Consider the following 19014-nt stretch of genomic DNA (forward strand, 5'->3'; position numbering starts at 1 on the left):
CATGGCGTCGTTAGGGTTCGCTTATTTAGCTCGCTAAACTGCGCTCACCCTGCCTCGCCCTGCCCCAAAACTCGGCCCGGCGCGACCGGAAACAAAACGTCAACAGAGCCTTAAAAATTTCAACAGGGGGAGATAACGATGCTGAAGGAAACCGCCTTGAGCCTGCTGCTGGCAGGCGGGCTTGTCATGCCGGCAATGGCGGCAGACACCGGCGCCTGGCTGCAGAGCTGGGAAGTCAGGGCTGTCCGCTTGCAGAACCACATTGATCAGCGCGTCAGCATGAATCGGGCTGTCTATCCGGCTACCCATAACAGCTTCAACTCGGCGGCCTATGCCAACTGGAGCGGCCGCTATGCCTTTCCCAACCATGTGCTAAGCATCCGTGACCAGCTGGATGCCGGCATCCGGGCGATCGAAATGGATGCCCACTGGAGTTTTCACAGCTCGTGGAGCGCTATGCGGATGGATCTCAAGCTGTGTCACGGTACGGATAGCCATCTGGGTTGCCATCCGAATGACCGGCTGCTGGAGGAGGGGTTGAGCGAGCTGGCGGATTGGCTACGGGCGAATCCGGAAGAGGTGGTGTTGCTGTATATCGAGGACAAGATGAGCGGCCATCAGGACAAAGCCATCAGCCTGCTGAACCGCCTTCTGGGCGACAGACTCTACACCCCCCGCCTGCATGCTCCGGCGGCCAGGGCGGCCAACCAGTGCGTGGGTTTGCCGCACGAACTGTCAAAGGCCCAGGTGCGGGCTGCAGGCAAAAATGTGCTGGTCATGGGGGCCGATCGTGGGAGTTGCGAATACGACTGGGCCAACTATTCCTTCCACCAGCATTTTCATATAACGGTGGATCACAAGCGGCTCAATGCTTATCCCAACTGCCAGGTGGGCAACGGGGGCGGCATGGCTGGGCCGGATCTGCTGCAGACCAATCTGGTGCGGGCCTATAACGACGCCGCCTCCTCGCTCAACGACAGCATGAGTGCACAGACGGTGGCGGATCTGGTGAAGTGCGGCGTTGGTGCGGTGGCGCCCGAACCGCTCAAGCCGGGGAGTGATCATTTCAAGGCGCAGGTGTGGAGTTGGGACGTCAACCAGCCGGACAACTCGCGTGCCAACGACCCCGGCGGTGAACATTGCGCCGAGCAGATGAGCAACGGTCGCCTGAACGATCTGGCGTGCAAGGCGTTTCAGCGCCGATTCGCCTGCCAAGCTACCCAGCCGGTAAATGGGTGGGATTACGACTGGCGCATTACCCGCGCTGCCGGCGTCTGGCAGGACGGGCAGGCGGCATGTCAGGCCGAGTTCGGTGCGCAGGGCTATGCCTTCGCCATGCCCGCCAACGGCTATGAAAACGCCCGCCTGCGGGATGCCGCCAACGCGGCGGGTGCAGGTGGTGTCTGGGTCAACTATGCCGACCTGGAGGCGGAAGGGAAATGGATGGCTTATCGACCGGTCTACGCCGTCTGGCAGTCGGCCCAGACCGACCGAGGTTGTGCCAGGCTGGATGCAGACGGCTACCGCAGCAGCGCCTGTGACCAGCGCAAACGCTTTGCCTGTCAGGAGTTCGGTACGGGTAACTGGCGCCTGAGTCGCAGTGCCGAAATCTTTGGCAAGGGTGACGAAGTCTGTCGCAACGAATTTGGCTGGCGCTATGCCTTGTCGGCACCGGCCAACCACCAGCAATTTGAAGCGTTGCTGGCTGATCCACAGGCAAGGGACGTCTGGGTCAATCTACGTCACCCAGGCAGCGTCGGGGTGATGCTGCCAGCGGAGCGCTAAGCCTCCGCACGGAACGGGGCTGATGCAGCGGATTCCGCCGTGTCGGCCCAGGGGCGATCGAGGTTTGATTGGCCAAGCCGAAGCGATGTCTATAAAACCTCGGCACCACCGACTGCCGGTGGTCAGTCATCCCCATGCGCCGGTTCCGGAGCGTGTGCCGGTAGGTAGACATAGAAGCTGGCGCCTTCACCCGGCTGGCTTTCCGCCCGGATATGGCCGCCATGCAGGGCCAGAATCCGGGCGCACAAGGCAAGGCCGATGCCGGTGCCGGGAAAGTCCTCACTGCTGTGCAGGCGCTGAAAAGGAATGAACAAACGGTCTGCCAGGGCCGGATCGAATCCGGCCCCGTTGTCATGGATTTCGATGACGACCTCACCCGATGCCGGCTGGCTGCGATTAAGGATGCTGATCTGCGGTTGTCCGACCTTCGACGAATACTTGATGGCGTTTTCCAGCAGGTTTTGTATCACTTCGCGGATCAACACCCGATCGGCATACACCCGAGGCAGTTCGCCTACCCGCACCTCAACTCGCGTCCCCGTGGTCAGCTCGGTTGCCACCTCATTGACCAGGGGTGCCAATGGGAAGCTGCTGGGCTTGAGCGCGCCATGCCCAAGCCTGGCAACGCTCCAGAGTGCCTGGATCATCTGATTCATCCGTTCCAGGGCCTGCTGGGCACGTTTGAGCGGCTTGCGCTGCTCAAGCTGTTCGGGCGATGGGTCGGGAGGTAATGACTCTTCAAAGATCTCCAGAAAGCCGCTGGCATGCCGCAACGGTGCGCGCAGATCGTGGGCGACCACATGGCCGAAGTTCTCAAGGTCTCTCAAGGCTTCACTCAGGGCCTGCGTCCGGCTCGCAACCTGATGCTCCAGTTCAAGGTTAAGGGTACGGAGCTGGCTCTGCGCTTCATGCAGGGCGGTGATGTCCATGATCACGCCATCCAGCCAGATCAGACGCCCCTGACTGTCGTAGATGCCTTGCCCCTGCTCCTGAACCCAGCACAGCTGGCCATCGGTGCGGACCAGGCGGTATTCGATCTGATAGGGTTGGTGTCCATTCAGACCGGCCTCGACGCCGGCCGTGACTTTGGCTTGGTCATCAGGGTGGATGATGGAGGCAAAGCTGCGGATGCGGTTGCCGATGAAGTCTTCGGCCGGGTAGCCCGTCATGCGCTGTACGGCCGGGCTCAGGTAATGCATGGTCCATTCGGCATCGTTGGCACAGCGGTAGACAATGCCGGGAATATTGGCCACCAGTGAACGAAAGCGCTCCTCGCGGGCGGCCAGATCCTCCTGCAACACCAACATCTCGTTGAAGTGCTGGCGATTTCGCCAATGCAGCCATGCCAGTATGGCAATGGTTGCGGCCAGCTCCAGTAGCAGTGTCAGCACGGCAATATTGCGCAGCTTCTCAAAGGACTCATCAATCCGGTCCACGATGGGCGCGAGCGGCACCAGATTCACCAGCCACCAGCCAGACCCTCTGATACGGGACACAAACGCCACCTGATCAGCCAGCCGAATTCGCAGCTGCTGCCCCTCAGCCAGAGACTGCCGGCGTGCCTGGGCCACCACGTTTGCCCAATCCTTATCTGCCAGCTGGTTCAGCCGCAGCTCACCTTTGGCGTTGATGATCTGGCTGGCGTAGAGGTCGGATGCGGCTACAACATCATCCGCCGTTAGCAGAATGAATCGACTGCCTTCCTGCTGGCGTAGCAGTTCAGTGCTGGCGAGCAGATTGGCCAAGGGCAGATCGTGACCAACCGAGCCAAACCATTCACCGCGCCAGTAGAGCGGCGCTACGGCACTCAGCATCCAGACCTTGGGGATGGGATCGTAAGTCAGCTTGGTCCAATAAGCTTTGCGTTGAGGGTTGCGCTCGGGCTGTGTTGGCGCAAACCACTCGGTGGCACGGTAATCAAAGTCGGGGGCGGCTTCATAGATAAAGCGCGGTTCATCGGGCCAGAACACGACCTCTCCGCCGGTTTTGGGGAGTATCCAGCTGTTGACGAAGCGCTTGCCTTGCGAGCCCAGCCCATACAGCGTGGTGTAGTGGCTGGCTTCAACAAAAAAAGCCTGCAGGGCGGGCGTCGGAACAAGGCTGCGGGGTAGCACCACACCCGCCTGCCGTGCCGGGTTGTACTGGTCGGTACGGGAGCGGATGGCGCCGTCTGGAAAGCGCACGAACTGCTGTGAAAAGGCTGCTGCCGAATCGGGGAGGGGCGGTTCGAGCTGGCGTTCGAGTTCCGTCGAGAAGCGTTCGACCGATTGCATGGCCTGCCCCAGGTCTTGTGCCATGGCATCGGACACCAGGCGGGCAATCTGCTCGCGCTGGCGCACATTGGCTTCCACGCTGCTGTTGACCAGCTGGCTTTGCTCGTTCAATCCAAACAGGAATAAAACCAGCAGAACCGTAAAGGCAACCAGCAGCGGCACATAGATGGGCAGTGGAGGGCGATAACCTGCGTGGGCAGCCATGAGTAACACTCTCGGCTAGGACGGTCACGCTAACTATAGAAAAAATACGGATAGAAAAGATACGGCAATTGTCTGAAATGCGCGCAGACAAAGCGGGGCCCATATCGGGCCGAAATCAGCGCTGTTGCGCCACCCGCCAGGTTGGCAGCGCGATGTATACCACCCGGTCGATGTCTTCTTTCCATTGCGTCAGCTGCAGTTGCTGGCGTGCCAGATGCGGGTTGATCAGCTCGACGCTGAACAGGCTGCTGCCGACGATCTGCTCTCGCGCCTGCAAGGCAGGCGCATATTCGGGCGGGGCGGTAGTCCGGGCGACCTGCAGGGCCCGGTAAGCGGAAATCAGCTGTGCTTCCACCTGGCGCGCAGCCTGCGCCAGTTCGTCAATCTGCGCCAGCAAGGCATCCAGCTGTGGTTCTGCCGCCTTGATGGTGGCTTCCAGCCGGTTCGGGTCTTCCTGCTTCCAGGGCAAAAGGCTGCGCTTGCCTTGAATCAGGCGGCTTAACGCTTCCAGCGGCGTGATGACATCCACCTGTCCTACCTGAACACCCAGCTTGGCCAGCCGCTCGTTCAGTTTGGCCGCCTGCTTGATCGGCTTGTCGGCAACGTCACTGATTTCCTTGACTGAAAACGGCAGGATTATTCGCCAGTAAATCAACATCTCGGCGTGCTGTCTGCCGTCATGATCGGGAAAAAGTTGATCAGCAGCCTGCTCGAACTTGCGCAGCCATGATTGCTCCTCATCAATGAACACGGCATTCGGCGGCGCCGCAGCCGGTGGCGCAGGCGGGCGTACCGTGGGCGTGCCTTCCGACCCTGGCTGAAATAGCGTGGGCGGGGCGCTGGGCTGCGCTGCCGGGGGAAGGGGGATGGGCGCTGCGGGGGGCACTGGAGCAGCGCTGGCCGAGCCGGCGTCGAACAGGCTGTGCGGTTGCGGGGCGACCGGATGAGGGGGCGATGGCGAGCTGGGGGCGGGTGCCCGACTGCCGGCAGAGCCGGGTTCGAACAGGCTGGAGGTTGCCGCCGTTGGTGGTGATGATGCCGGGGCAGTGTGCGATGCGCTCGCCGAGCCCGGCTCGAACAGGCTGGATGCCGACGTGTCTGAACGCGACGGGGCCGGAGCGGGCTGGGGCGTAGGGCTCGAATCCTCTGAAAAAAGCGGCTTGGTCATACGAGAGTCAGACTGGCCAGAAAAGGGTGAATGGCAAGTGCCAGCATCAATTATGCCGTGTGTTTTGTCGGTCTGCGCTTTGTCTAGCAGTGCCTGTTACGTCTAAGATAGGCCAAAGCTGTACGGCCATGAAAAGGGTGTTTGGTACCAAAACATAGGGCAGCCAACCGGATCTTGTTGATTTCAATGAAATACCGGCCTTGTCGAGTGCTAGATACCTACCGTGCCACGTATTCATTGCCGCCTGCTCGGCAACCCAAAAGGAAGCGATCGCCATGACGAACGGCCCAAAACCTCTGTTTGACGATACCCCGTCAACCCCTACACCGGCGGCTGCTCCGCAGGCGCCCTATTCACCACCGCCATCGCCGCCACCGATGCCAGCCGCCGCACCGTATGTGCCGCCACCGCCGCCGGTCATGACACCCCCACCGGCCCCCGCGCCTTATCCGCCGGCTGACCCGACGCAATACCCGCCCGGTGCACCTTACGGCCAGCCGGCCCCGGCGCCGTATCCGCCACAGGCAGCCCCTGCACCCTATGCACCGCCGCCAGTGCAGGCGCCACCGGCGCCCTATGCACAGCCAGCGGCGCCCATGCCCTATCAGCAACCCCCGGTTGCGCAGCCCCAGGTGTATAGCGGCCAGCATCTGCCGGCTGCCGGTCCGGTCAGTTTGCCGACCCGTGTCAACGAACAGTGGATCGCCCAGCTTGGCCATCGCGAGAGTGAATCCGTCGCCAGGGTGTCTCGCGCCTTGCTGGAACACACCAAGGCCAGCGATGCAGACCAGTTCGGCCTCAAGCTCAATGAACTGATCGTCACGGCCAAAGGTTTGTCGCCGAGCCAGCTCAACTCGAAGGGGCTGTTCAGCAAGATCAAGAATATGTTCGGCTCGATCAAGGAGCAGTTTCTGGCCCAGTACAACTCGGTGGCCAAACAGATCGAGCGGTTCACCGTCGAGCTGCACGCGCAGGCCAAGCTCCAGCAGCGGCGCATCGACGAAATGGATCAGATGTATGAGGCCAATTATCAGGAACATCAGCGGCTAGGCGTTGCGCTCGAAGATGGCGCGCGTGCGGCCGAAGAAATGAAGGCCGCGTTGGCTGGTATCGACTTGACTGGCTTGGACAATATGCAGGCGCAGAAGGTGGCGGATGCCCGCAGCCAGCTCGCTCGCCTGGAAAAGCGGCTGGATGACCTCAAGCGTATTCGTATGCTGGCCGAGCAGACGGCACCGCAGATTCGCCTGATGCAAGAGAACGCCCGCCTGCTGGTCAGCAAATTCCACGACATCGTCAACCTGACCATCCCTGCCTGGCAGAAGCAGTTTGCGCTGCAGATCATGCTGCTGGAGCAGCAACGCGGTGCCGAGCTGGCAACGGCAGTCGATGACGCCACCAACGAGGCGCTGCGCCGCAATGCTGATCTGTTGCGCCAGAACAATCAGCAGATCGTGACAGCTTCGCAGCGCGCGGTGATTGATATCGAGACGCTGGAACACGTCAACCAGCAGATCATCGGTGCCCTTGAGGATGCACGACGCATCGTTGACGAAGGTCAGGAACGGCGCAAGCAGACCGATTCGCAGCTCGAAGGCATGCGCAGCCAGCTGCTGACGGTAATGCAAGCTCAGGGAAAACCTCTGTAACCTGCGCACCCGCCGGATTGGCAGTGATGTGATCCGGCGGGGCGCTTCGGGCGGCTCACAACAACAAGATCAACCAAACAGGAAACTGGACTATGGCAAACGGATTAATCGACTTACAGAAGAAAGCCTCCATCATTCTCGAAAAGAAAGGCTTGCCCAAGCCTCCCATCTGCCGGGTGGGGCTGGCGCTGGATGTTTCGGGTTCGATGATGGATGAATACCGCGCCGGGCTGGTGCAGACCACTGTCGAGCGGCTGTTGGCCTATGCGAGCAAGTTCGATGACAACGGTGAAATGGAAGTCTGGACTTTCGACCATCGTGCCTCGGAGGCACCAGCCGTCTCGCTGAATGACTACGTCGGATTTGTCGATCGCAGCATCGTCAAGAATGATGCCGTCGCCAAGTGGGGCAGCACGCACTATGCCGAAGTGGCCAATATGATGTTGGACCATTACTTCCGGGGCAAACAAAAGCAGGTGAAATCCAAGGGCCTGCTTGGCTCTTTGTTTGGCCGCAAGGAAACAGTCGTCGAGAAGTCTTCGGACACCCATATTCCGGCCATGCTGTTTTTGGTGACCGACGGCGAAAATGCCGATCAAGGCGAGTCGCGCAAGGTATTTGAGGAGTCCGCCCAGTTCAATGCCTACTGGCAACTGGTGGCGATTTCGAACCAGCCGCGCTTCGAGTTTCTGGAGAAGGTGGCGAATGACCTCGATAACGCCGGGTTTGTTCATATGCCGAGCTTCAAGATGAGCGAAGACCAGATGTACGAAGCCATCATCACCAATGAAGTGGTGGACTGGCTGAAAAAGCGGGCTTGATTGGGGATGGGCTGAAAGCCCGTCTGGATATAACTTTTTTTTGGATAAAACATGCTGTCTTATTTTAGAAGCTCAATCATTTTTACCCTGATCTGCGTTGGCGCGGGTTTCTGGCTGGGTGGTGTACCGGCAGCCTGGATCGTGCTGGTGCTGGCGGCACTCGAAACCTCGCTGTCTTTTGATAACGCCGTCGTCAACGCCAAAGTGCTGGAAGGCATGGACCCCGTCTGGCGGCAACGTTTTCTGGTCTGGGGGATGTTCATTGCCGTGTTTGTCATGCGGCTGGTATTCCCTTTGCTCATCGTTGGTGTCATTACCAAGACCGGGCCGATTGATGTGTTGAAGCTGGCCATCTACAACGAGCATGAGTACGCCAAGATCCTGACCAGCGCGCATGCCGAGATCGCTGCGTTTGGCGGCGCATTTCTGATGATGGTGTTTCTCAAGTTCTTTATCGACGAGACCAAAGATACGCATTGGATCGGCATCATCGAAGACAAGCTGACCCGCCTTGGCAAGATCGAAGCCATTCAGACAGCGCTGACACTGGCCTCCATCATCATTGCTGGCAAGCTGCTGCCGTCGCACGAGCAAATGGGCTTCATCGTTGCGGGCATGTGGGGCATCGTGACTTATATTCTGGCCGATGGCGTTGGCGCGCTGCTGGGCTCGGATGAAGGGGGCGTGACAGCCGCCAAGACCGGCTTTGCAGGCTTCATGTATCTCGAAATCCTGGATGCCTCGTTCTCGTTTGATGGCGTGATTGGTGCTTTTGCACTGTCTCACAACCTGTTCATCATTGCCCTGGGCTTGGGCGTGGGTGCCATGTTTGTGCGTTCCTTCACACTGCTGCTGGTTGACCGGGGCACACTCTCGAACTATCTGTTCCTCGAACACGGAGCCTTCTGGGCGATTGGCGCGCTCGCGTGCATCATGATGTTTGGCGTGACCTTCCATATTCCCGAGGAAGTTACCGGTGGCATTGGCTTGGTATTGATCGGCCTGTCGTTCTGGAGCTCGGTGGCGCACAACAAGAAACAGATAGCCAGCTAAGAGGAGTATCTGTGCTGGGTTCACGCAGAATGTCGGCAATCGCGGGAATGGGGAACAACTCGCAAGCTTGCCGACTCGAAGTGACTTCAACCTATTCAAGGATGGCGGTGGCTACCCGCCGCTGATCCCTGTCCTTTCTCAAGCCAAGGAGGATTCATGACTATCAATCTGGAAAAAGGCGGCCGTATCAATCTCTCCAAGACCCATCCGACACTGGTCAAAGTGCGCATGGGCCTGGGCTGGGATACCAAGAAATTCGATACTGGCTCGGATTTTGATCTAGACGTATCCGTGTTTGTGCTGACCGCCGCCAGCAAGCTGCTGAGCGACCAGCACTTCATCTTCTACAACAACCTGCAAACGCCTGATGGTGCTGTACGCCATGCCGGCGACAATCGCACCGGCGATGCGCAGGGCGACGATGAAACGATCTACATCGACCTTTCCAGAATGCCGCCTAATGCCACGGAAATCTCGTTTGTTGCGACGATTCACGATGCCGAGGCACGCCGGCAGAACTTTGGTCAGGTACAGAACAGCTACATCCGGCTCTACAACGATGCCACCAACGAGGTAATCGCCCAGTACAAACTGGAAGAAGAATTCAGTAGCGAGACTTCTTTGCAGTTTGGCTCGGTTTACCGTAACGAGACCGGCGAGTGGTTATTCAAGGCCGTTGGCGCGGGTTATAAGCGTGGCTTGCTCGACTTTGTGCGGGCTTATGGCGGCAATGTTTGATTTTTACCGAATGATGATGTCGGAAAATCAATAAACAAAGGAAAACGGCTTGCCGCTCGGCAAGCCGTTTTTTCATTCAAACGGTAGGCTTGATTGGCATTTCATTTCCGAATCGCGTTTCGTCGGATTGAGGCCTGATGCAAGGCGAGAGGCGTGCAGCCTGGTGGTCAGCCACTTTGCGGCGCCCGCTACGCAAGGCCGGAATCGAGTTGTGGGGCAGGGCGGTACCCGCCACGGCCTACTCTGTGCGGCTATCGCCCAACCCCAATACCCGGCCCGACCGGAAACAAAACGTCAACCGAGACCATACAAGCTCGGAAATGGATTGGATGTAACAGGTAAGGCAAGCATGCAGATGGGGTGCTTGTCGTGTAATGGAGGAAGTCATGAGTATCAATCTGGATAAAGGCGGCAGGATCAATCTGTCAAAAAACCACCCAGCCCTCAGCAAGATTCGGGTCGGCTTGGGTTGGGATTGCAAGAAATTCGACACTGGCTCCAACTTTGATCTGGACGCCTCGGTATTCATTCTCGGGGCCAATAGCAAGCTACTGAGTGATCAGCACTTTGTCTTCTACAACAACCTGCAATCGCCAGAAGGGGCCGTGAAACACTCTGGCGATAACCGTAGCGGCGATGCACAAGGGGATGATGAAGTGATCAACGTCGATTTCGCCAAGATCCCACCGCAAGCCACGGAACTGTCATTTGTGGTGACCATTCATGAAGCCGACATCAGACGCCAGAATTTTGGCCAGATCGAAAATAGCTATATCCGGCTGTACGACGACGTCACTGGCGATGTCATCGGGCAATATCAGCTGGGTGATGAGTTCAGCAACGAAACCTCGTTGCAATTTGGCTCGGTATACCGGAATGAAGCGGGAGAGTGGCTGTTTAAAGCCGTTGGCGCAGGTTACAAGCGCGGGCTGATTGATTTTGTGAGAGCATATGGCGGCAATGTGTAATTTCATAAGCCACTGAAAAAAGGCAGGTTTATTACCTGCCTGCAAGAAATCTTCTTGGCAATAGAAAAATATCTTGCTTTGTCGGTAAAAGTAACACATAATGCCGATCTCTCCTGTGCCGGGGTGGTGAAATTGGTAGACGCGGCGGACTCAAAATCCGCTGCCGCAAGGCGTGTCGGTTCGAGTCCGACCCTCGGCACCAGCAAGAATTTCCTCAGTAGTTCAAGAATCTCCAAAAATCCCATAAAGTACAAAGCTTTTCGAAGAATTTCCTCGATAGCTCGGTTAGCGTTTTTCCCCGTTTTTTTACTGTTTTTTAGTTCTCTAGTACGCCATATCTACGCCATCTGTTATGCCACTGGCTACTTACAGAAAACGCGGGAAGCGATGGCGAGATGAGGTCGTGCGCGCTGGCGTTAGAGCCTCTGCTAGCCTCTCCACCGAGGCTGTTCTTCGGGCTACCCAAGAGGAAGCCAACATCCTCGCGGGAGAGCAATACGCTTGCATTTTGGCGTGACGAACGCCTTAAGGCAGCCTTTCCGGGTAGGGTTAATCGAGACCTGACCTTGTTATCGCATGTTTTACGTACTGCGTCTAAAGAATGGGGTTGGGTTTAGGAAAGCCCCTTATCTGCCGTAAAACGCCCTCAAAAACCCGCCCCTCGCCAGCAAAGACTGGCTGAAGACCAGTTGGAGAGCGTGTTGCGAGCGCTTGGGTATGGGGAAGGAGCGGAACTTGTGACCAAGGGTGCCAAAAGGCCTGATGGGCTACACCGACGGCATGGCGCGTGACATCCTCGAAGACCTGAAGCGCGACTACTACGACGAAATCGACACCCTGCAGGACACCCTGTCCTACCTCTACGACTGGGGTTTCCGACTGCACCTCTTGCTGCGCGGCATTCATCCTGACGATGCTGGCTATACGCTGACCTTTGCCGAGCGCCGCACCGAAACCCTGAGCCAGACCACCGACCGGGCACTGAAGCTGAAAGCGCTGGGTGCGCCCGAGCAGCTGGTGTGGAGCGAACTGGGGCAAGACCCGGCCCGCATTCAGGCGATGCGGGAAGAAGAAGGCCTGCCGGCCAACCCCTACCCGGACGACCCGGCCATTCCCGACACCGGTCCCCGCGTCAGCATCACCCCCGGCAACGGCCGCAAGGGCGAGAGCGGCACGGCCTTGAACCATGGTTGATGCCGAACAGATCGTCGCCGCCTCGTATGCCGCGCAGGCGGCGATGAACCAGTACGATGCCGAAATACTGGCCGAACTGGCCCAGCTCTACCGCAACGCTGTGGCCAATCTCACTGCCGAACTGCAGCAGGCGGCCGATGGCCTGAACCGGGTGGCGCTGCCGCAGCTGGTCAGCCTGCGGGCGCAAGCCGAGGCCGAATTGCGGCGACTGGTCCAGCTGCGCGATGGCCTGCTGACGAGCGGCCTGCAGCACGCGGCCGAACTCGGTAGCGGCCCTTACCTCGGCAGTCTGGAACGGGACGTGATCAGCCGACTGAATACCCAGGCGGTCGAATTCGTTCGCCGCTTCCGGGCCGCCGATGGCCTGCAGCTGTCGGACCGACTATGGCGGGTTGATCGCGACGCGGCACGCAAGGTCGGCAACGCCATCGAGCTGGCCATCATCCGGGGCGACGACGCCTACCGGGCGGCGCAGATGGGGCTGCAGATCCCGACCGGGGCCTTGCAAGCGGCGCAACCCGCCAGCATCGGCCGCGCCATCGGCGACGCCCTCACCGGCCAGGGCTCAGCCGCCGTCAATATGCAGCGCCTCTTCCGCACCGAACTCAACCGCGCCCACGGCATGGCCTACCAGGCCGGCGCAGCCCAGACCGAGGGCTGCCTCGGCACCAAATTCCTGCTCAGCCCCCGTCACCCTCACCACGACATCTGCGACACCCACGCCAGCGCCGATCTGTACGGACTGGGCAAAGGCGTCTACCCGCACGGCAAAAACCCCTAGCCGGCACATCCGAATACCTTGAGTTATGTGGTGGCGGTGTTTGAGGGGGGTGAAAGTAGCTGAATGGATTAATTTTTATTTGATTAGATTGATTGCACTATTTTATGCTGAGGAGATGCGTTATTTAACGCAACGAAACAAAAAACTCAGCTGCAATGGCCATGGTTCTTGTTGGACATCTTGATTCAATAGCATGAATTTGTTATAATTCTCGCTCTGCTGCAAGAAGAAATTCCTCTAGGTGGTCGAGATTGATGGCTGAGGGATTTTTGATTTAGCAGGATCAATCAGAAAAGGAAAGTCAATTGAAAAAATCAAATGTATCTGTTATTTGCATGGCAATAGTCACTGCTTTTACTTCATTGCAAAGTTTTGCTGTTGATAAATATGTTGATGGGAATGTAATTCATCCTGAAATTGCTAGAAAATATTACAAAGGCGATCCTATTAAATGGATTGAATATTACGATGCGAATACTAATAAATATGAAACTCCCTCAGGTGGGCCTGTAATCAATGTATTCTATTCTAGGGGGAACGAACCTGCGGGATTGTCGGCCTCAGATATGCCCGGCTATATTTCCATGGCTGCAAACCGTTGGAGTGAAGTGTGCAACGTTAAATTCGTTAGGCAAGAATATAACTCTGGTTTTATGCCCGGCAATCTGATGGTGACAAAAATAAATAAACTTGAATATCCAAAGATGGACACTAAATATGGTGGAGAGCGTTACTTAACAAGTCCATCTTTGTCCGGCGTGTTGATTGGTTTTATGCCTTGGGTTGAATCATCGCTTCAGAGAGATAAAGAATTCAAGGTGACGCCGTGGGATTTTCTCACTTCTTGGAATGCAACAAAAGATTCCAAGGGCAATCTTGTATATACGGCGCTTGATAATAGCGAAGCAGTTGAGGAACATTACGACAATGCAACTTGGGGTCGAAGATTTTCCGATATCATCCTCAAGCCACATAAGTTTGCCAATTTATTATCTCGCCCCGAACGTATGTTGGGCATCATTACCCATGAATTAGGCCACACTTTCGGGTTGCGTGATATTGATGATAAAAATGCGGGGCGCCATCAATTGATGGCTTCAATGACTCCTTTTGTCCGTATGCAGGACATTAGTTTGTGCGTTGGCCTTTACGGCAGGCCAAAGCATAATAACGACTACATTTACCGGATTCTCAATAGCTATGAGAGCACATTGGATGGTGGTCAGGATCCTAAGATTGAGATCCACCCAGTAGTCAAGCAGAATATCAAAACCGTTGGTATTTCTGGTGAGAGTGGTGGTTTTGTTTATAGATATTATCCAACTACCAACTTCTATGTTGGAGCTAAAGATGGGAATGTCTACTATATGTTAAATGGCAGCTCGACACCGGTTTTGATTGGCACGGTAGATGGCGAATTTACCAAGGCTTTGGCAGCCAAATTCTAAGGTATTTTGATTGAGTTAAAAGCCGCGCTTCTGCGCGGCTTTTTTCTTGAAAGCTCCGATTGCATAGCGCTAGGAGAGGCCGAGCGCGGATGCTATTGCCGAATCGGATGTCGTATTGCCCCCACCCTTGACCCCACCCCCATCCCCGCCTATATTCCGGCCCAGGTGCTCAAAACACCTTCAGCGTACAGCGGCATCCGCGCCCGTCAGTCGTGGTTTTTTTGCGTCCATAGTTTTCATACCGAATGCCTCGGCAGTTGTGGTGATTTCCCCCATAACTAGCTAGGGTGGGTAGGCCAGCGCCTATCCGGGAATTCGGTGTCTGAGTTATGGCCGGGTGTGAGGCTAATACAAGACTCCCGCAAGGGAGGAATACGCCCGCCGTCTGTACGCGGTTTTGAGCCCCCGGCCGCCCCCTCAAAAGGGGCAAACTTCAAAGAACGTACAGGAGGCCATCATGGCTGCTCATTCCCCCCTGGCTGCCGCCCGGCAGCGTTCCGACTCCGCCCTGCGTCACTGGCAAGCCCTGTCCTTTATCCAGCGCCGTCCCCGCTCCCAGCCCCGCCGCTTCTGGGCGGTGCCACCCGCCCGCGACTACCACGCCGCCTGCCTGCACGGCCGCCAGATGGCCGACGAGTTGCTCGACTACCTGCGCCAGCACCCGCAGATGATCGGCAGCAACCGGCTCGGCCACATCGCCGCCGACATCGACTTCAGCGTCAGCGGCGCCGACAAGGGCTACTGGGTCGGCTTCTTCAGCCGCCTCGAAACCCTGCTGCTGCGGGAGGCCGTATGAACGCCCTGATCCCCGTCCGCGAGCACCTGATCGGCGCCCACCCCGTCCCCAGCGTCGAGGCCCGCGAACTGCATGGGTTTCTGGAGGTGGGGAAGGACTTTTCCAACTGGATTAAGGACCGGATTGAGCAATACGGCTTTGCCGAGGATCTGGATTACGCGCTAACGGTCGCCAAAACTGGCGTCCGTCAAAATGTGATCCAGAAGGACTACTTCCTCACCCTCGACATGGCCAAGGAGCTGGCGATGGTCGAACGCAACGAACGGGGCCGGCAGGCGCGCCGCTACTTCATCGAATGCGAGCGCCGGCTGTGGGCCGGAGAGTCGGCACCGGTCAGCGGGCCGGTCAGCTTGAGCGGGCTGGAGCTGGCCCACCAGCGCCTGCGCGAGCTGGCGGCCGAGCCGGATCCGGCGATCCGGCACCAGCTCTGGCACTATCTGCACGCCCTGCATACCAGCCTGGGCTTGCCGCCGCCGGTTACCGCGCTGCGGGATACCCCCCCACCCCCCTCACCGCTGCCCGCGCTGCCGAACCCGCCGCATCCCTGGCAATGGCTGCTGAAGACCCTGCTGCGGGAAGTCAACGGCGGCCGCTATGCCGGCCCGTATGCGTACGAGCAGATCGACGGCCGGCGGGTCTTGCTGTTCCGGCCGGGCGACCTGTTGGCGCACCTGCAGCGGATTCCCGCGCTGGATCTGGCTTGGCGCGAACACGGCGGCCTGACAGCGCGCCTGTTCAAGCAGGCCCTGATCCGGCAAGGCTTGCTGGGGGAGGCCCATTTCGAGCGCAACCTGCTCGGACGTCGCATCAACCACCTGCAGGCCCTCGATCTGGCCGCACCGCCAGCCGCCCTGCAAGGCCAGCCGGCGTAGCCGAATCTGCTGTGTGATGGGGTGGCGGTGTTTGAGGGGACGCGGGGAGGCGCCCGGATTGAACCGGTCGTGCCACGTTTCCTGTCGGTGGCACGACCGCATCGTTACGATGGGCAGCCTGAAATCCTCATTTCATGTCCTGTCACCGGCAACGATGCTGCGGCTTTAATCTGGTTTTATTTAGAAGGGGTTCAATAGACCGCTTCCCATGCCAAGTCGTAGATTGACGGTGCCAAAAAACCAACAGTCCTCAAATTTGAAATGGATCTAAACGTGCGCCTACACCATGAATGGATTTATGATCGCCCGCCCCGTCAGCTGCCTGCGGATCGAAGCACGGCACGCGGCCGGGCAATCGCCGACTGGGAAGAACAGATACGCTTCAAGCCCTTGGAGTACGGGGCTTTCTTTGATGCGGCGGGTAATAAGCATCTGGAACGTCAAGGTGAGCCCAAGCGGATAGGCTTTACTCAAGCCGAGCTCAAGCAGGTTGCCGATATGACGTTTTGCCACAATCACCCGGATGCGCTGAGTTTCTCTGAAGCCGACGTGGATTTGGCACGGAAGGCAAATTTGTCTGAAATCCGGGTGGTCACGCGCTATGGCTGTTATGTGATGGTTCGTCCACAGGCGGGTTGGCCATCGGCCAACGAGATGAGCACGGCCTTTGCCAAAGCGATGGACATCGCGGATTCGACCACGGTAAGGTTGCTTTGCCATGAAGGACTCAATAAGCGCTATGCTCAAATTGAATATCAGCATCAAGTCTGGCGGGCATTCTCAACGTTGCTCAGCATTGCGTACAGGCGGGAGCCTCTAACATGAAACAGTATTTCAGTGACAAATCCCTGGATGATCACGGCCCTGATGAAGTGCTTTACTTTGATCATGGGCCCGAGCAATACCAAGCGGCGCGAGCGTTTCAGAGCCGGATTGATGCGATGCTGGCAGACAACCCGTCTAAAAATCGGGTTCGCCAGATTCCAGATAGAACGGTTTTGCCTTCCGGCGGTTTTTTTGCCATGAGTTTTGCTGGCCATAAGTCCCACAAGCGCTAAGCCAAGTCTGCGATTTACCCCACCCTCCCGGCCCCGCGCCGGGATTGGCATTGTTACAGTCCTCACCCTGACCCGCTCATCCTCCCCCCTGTTTATGAGCGGGTTGCCCCCTCTAGTCTGGCGTTGCGCCGGATAGTCTCTCTCCCCTGATCCCACGACTCACCCGGCGCCGGCGCGGCGGGTGGCTCCAATCCTGTCGCGCCTCTTCTCAACGAGGCGCCATGAACCCTTCCTTACGCAAACAGCTGGCCGAAGCGCCCAATACCCGGCGACGGGTGCTGGCTGGCGATAGGGTCAACCCGACCGAGGTAGCGACCAGCACCCGCAGCGTGGTCACCATTACCCGTACCGGCAGCTTTACCGATCCGCGTTATGACCGCTTTGCCATTACCCCGGCCATGCTGGCCGAGATGGTGCGCAACTTTGAGCAGCGGACGCTGGGGCAGGACGTGTTCCTCGATGTCTCGCACCGGCCCGAAGACGGCGCAGCGGCGCGAGTGTTGTCGCTGTTTGTCGAAGACGACCGGCTACGGGCCGAGGTCGAGTGGACGCCCTATGGCGTCGAGGCCATCCAGCTGCGCGGCTTTACCTATCTCTCGGCCGATTACTACGAACGCTTTGTCGATAACGAAGCCGGCAAAGCCTGGGGCTGTGTGCTGGCCGGTGCCGGCCTCACCAATCGCCCCGTCATCAAACGCCTTGATCCGGTCCGGCCCTGTCTGGCCGAACCCACCGCCGTACTCGACCGCTACCTGACCCAACTTTCAACGGAGACCCAAACCATGTGGGAGCAACACCTGGCGAGCCTGGCTACCCAGCTGCGCACGCTCAAACTGGCTGAGACCGTGGTCCAGACACTGCTGGCCGGGGCCCGCAAGGCACTGGCCAATGTGACCGAGGCCCCGGCTGCCGAGGCGCTGCTGGGCGAATTCGAAACTACCGGCAAACAGCTGGCCGAGCAGATCGGCAGCACCCCGGCACCGATCCAGCTGTCGATCACTGCGCCCGCCGTGCCTGTCGATGTCACGGCCGAGGTCAACCGTCAGCTGGCACAACGCGAGCAGGAAACCCGCCAGCTGGCCGACACGCTGGCCTCGCGCCAGAAGCTACTGGCCGACACCATCAACACCGCCACCGCGCTGGATGAGGCCACCCGCCGCCAGCTGTGCGAGGCGGCCCGGCCGCTGGTGACGGCTGCCATGACTGATGATCAGGTGAAAGCGCTGGCCGAGTTGCAGATTGCGCAGGGCAAGCAGCTGGATATTGCGCGGCAGTTGTCGGCGCTGGGTTGGCGGCCGGCGGGTTCGCCGCAGATTTCGGTGGACAGTGGCAATCAGGTGCTGGCGCTACAGATAACCCCGGCTCCGGTCTGATGTACGTCGGCAATGGCCTGATCCCGCCCGACGAAGCCCGGTTGTTTGCCGAATCCGAACGTCCCCCCTCGCTGCGACTCGCTGCCCCGGCCGAGCCGACTCCCCCAGTTTCGACCGATGTCGAGCTGGAACAGCTACTGGTCCTGGAACAGGACGGCCAGCAGCGTAAAGACCTGCAGCGTGCGCTGGCTGAGCTGATCTTGTCCCGGGCCAGTGCAGTGGCCAGCCTGCCACCGGTAGCGGGGGGTGAGATGGCCATGACCCTGGTCGCGTTCGGCGCCGAGCTGCTGACGTCGCGGCATGATGCCGGCGAGCTGTTCCGCGCCGACCCCGGCCGGTTGATTGGGCTGGCGGTTGCGGATCTGTATCGGGTACGGCCACTGGTCCGGACGACCAGCTGCGATCTGCTGGACGATGAGTGGCTGACCGGTTGCTACCGGGCACCGGTGGATTTCGTCGCCATCCAGCAGGCGCATTGGGGCGTGGGCCACGGGACTCCGCCGTGGTCGCCGCGTTTCCCCGGTGCCTTGCCGCGTGCCAGTTCCATCCGCACCGATGCGGGCTTGGCGCAGCAACTCTCGCCACCGTCAACGCTGCACCAGATCAGCATCCTCGGCCGGCAATACCGTTACAGCTATTACGCCCGCCACCAAGTCGGCAGCATCGAACCGGATAGCGCCGTCAGCCCGGCTGACCGGGGTCTGTTGCAGCTACGGGCGCAAGCCGAAGCCAGCCGCGAACTGTCTGCGCGCAATGTGGTGAAACCCAACACCATTACAGTGTCATCACGATGGCAGGAGAATCTCTTGGAGGCGTCGATGTAATACCTGACT

17 protein-coding genes and 1 tRNA gene are annotated in these 19014 nt (G+C 58.6%); 16 read left to right on the forward strand and 2 right to left on the reverse strand.

Features of this window, described 5'->3' with window-relative positions:
* Positions 1-138: 138 nt before the first annotated feature.
* Entirely contained in the window at positions 139-1785 is a 1647-nt protein-coding gene (locus PZA18_RS18475) for a phosphatidylinositol-specific phospholipase C domain-containing protein (protein WP_284102350.1), read from the forward strand.
* A gap of 122 nt (positions 1786-1907) precedes the next feature.
* Here the strand turns inward: PZA18_RS18475 and PZA18_RS18480 are convergent, their stop codons facing one another.
* Positions 1908-4262, reverse strand: a complete 2355-nt coding sequence (locus PZA18_RS18480; protein ID WP_284102351.1) for an ATP-binding protein — start codon at positions 4260-4262, stop codon at positions 1908-1910.
* 115 nt (positions 4263-4377) lie between these two features.
* A complete protein-coding gene (locus PZA18_RS18485) occupies positions 4378-5430 on the reverse strand; it encodes a hypothetical protein (RefSeq protein WP_284102352.1) in 1053 nt (350 codons plus the stop codon).
* Positions 5431-5705: 275 nt separating this feature from the next.
* On the opposite strand from PZA18_RS18485, the gene PZA18_RS18490 reads away from it, so the two are divergent.
* The 15 genes from PZA18_RS18490 to PZA18_RS18560 all read left to right on the forward strand — a co-directional run bounded on the left by PZA18_RS18490 (position 5706) and on the right by PZA18_RS18560 (position 19005).
* Positions 5706-7079, forward strand: coding sequence for a toxic anion resistance protein (locus tag PZA18_RS18490; RefSeq protein ID WP_284102353.1), 1374 nt, complete (start codon positions 5706-5708; stop codon positions 7077-7079).
* Positions 7080-7171: 92 nt separating this feature from the next.
* Positions 7172-7900, forward strand: a complete 729-nt coding sequence (locus PZA18_RS18495; RefSeq protein WP_284102354.1) for a VWA domain-containing protein — start codon at positions 7172-7174, stop codon at positions 7898-7900.
* Between the two features lie 51 nt (positions 7901-7951).
* Entirely contained in the window at positions 7952-8953 is a 1002-nt protein-coding gene (locus PZA18_RS18500) for a DUF475 domain-containing protein (protein WP_284102355.1), read from the forward strand.
* Positions 8954-9109: 156 nt separating this feature from the next.
* Positions 9110-9691, forward strand: a complete 582-nt coding sequence (locus tag PZA18_RS18505) for a TerD family protein (protein ID WP_284102356.1) — start codon at positions 9110-9112, stop codon at positions 9689-9691.
* Between the two features lie 386 nt (positions 9692-10077).
* Positions 10078-10659: a TerD family protein gene (locus tag PZA18_RS18510; protein WP_284102357.1), complete on the forward strand. Its 582-nt coding sequence runs from the start codon at positions 10078-10080 to the stop codon at positions 10657-10659.
* Between the two features lie 117 nt (positions 10660-10776).
* Positions 10777-10861, forward strand: a tRNA-Leu gene (locus PZA18_RS18515).
* A gap of 560 nt (positions 10862-11421) precedes the next feature.
* Positions 11422-11853 carry a hypothetical protein gene (locus tag PZA18_RS18520; RefSeq protein ID WP_284102358.1) on the forward strand — a complete coding sequence of 144 codons (432 nt, stop codon included), beginning with the start codon at positions 11422-11424 and terminating at the stop codon, positions 11851-11853.
* Positions 11846-12634, forward strand: coding sequence for a hypothetical protein (locus PZA18_RS18525; protein ID WP_284102359.1), 789 nt, complete (start codon positions 11846-11848; stop codon positions 12632-12634). Before PZA18_RS18520 ends, PZA18_RS18525 begins: the two co-directional genes overlap by 8 nt.
* 305 nt (positions 12635-12939) lie before the next feature.
* A complete protein-coding gene (locus tag PZA18_RS18530) occupies positions 12940-14082 on the forward strand; it encodes a hypothetical protein (protein ID WP_284102360.1) in 1143 nt (380 codons plus the stop codon).
* A gap of 457 nt (positions 14083-14539) precedes the next feature.
* The gene (locus PZA18_RS18535; RefSeq protein WP_284102361.1) at positions 14540-14878 is read left to right on the forward strand and encodes a hypothetical protein; all 339 of its coding nucleotides are present in this window, start codon (positions 14540-14542) and stop codon (positions 14876-14878) included.
* Positions 14875-15750 (forward strand): antA/AntB antirepressor family protein, encoded by an 876-nt coding sequence (locus PZA18_RS18540; RefSeq protein WP_284102362.1) that lies wholly within the window; start codon positions 14875-14877, stop codon positions 15748-15750. Before PZA18_RS18535 ends, PZA18_RS18540 begins: the two co-directional genes overlap by 4 nt.
* A 261-nt stretch (positions 15751-16011) precedes the next feature.
* Positions 16012-16575: a hypothetical protein gene (locus tag PZA18_RS18545; protein ID WP_284102363.1), complete on the forward strand. Its 564-nt coding sequence runs from the start codon at positions 16012-16014 to the stop codon at positions 16573-16575.
* The gene (locus tag PZA18_RS18550; protein ID WP_284102364.1) at positions 16572-16808 is read left to right on the forward strand and encodes a hypothetical protein; all 237 of its coding nucleotides are present in this window, start codon (positions 16572-16574) and stop codon (positions 16806-16808) included. Before PZA18_RS18545 ends, PZA18_RS18550 begins: the two co-directional genes overlap by 4 nt.
* 221 nt (positions 16809-17029) lie before the next feature.
* Positions 17030-18181: a phage protease gene (locus tag PZA18_RS18555; protein ID WP_284102365.1), complete on the forward strand. Its 1152-nt coding sequence runs from the start codon at positions 17030-17032 to the stop codon at positions 18179-18181.
* Positions 18181-19005, forward strand: coding sequence for a hypothetical protein (locus tag PZA18_RS18560; protein WP_284102366.1), 825 nt, complete (start codon positions 18181-18183; stop codon positions 19003-19005). The genes PZA18_RS18555 and PZA18_RS18560 overlap by 1 nt, the downstream gene beginning before the upstream one ends.
* Positions 19006-19014: the final 9 nt, after the last annotated feature.

It is taken from the genome of Parachitinimonas caeni (assembly GCF_030129945.1).
In the GTDB taxonomy this organism is placed as follows: Bacteria; Pseudomonadota; Gammaproteobacteria; order Burkholderiales; family Chitinimonadaceae; genus Parachitinimonas; species Parachitinimonas caeni.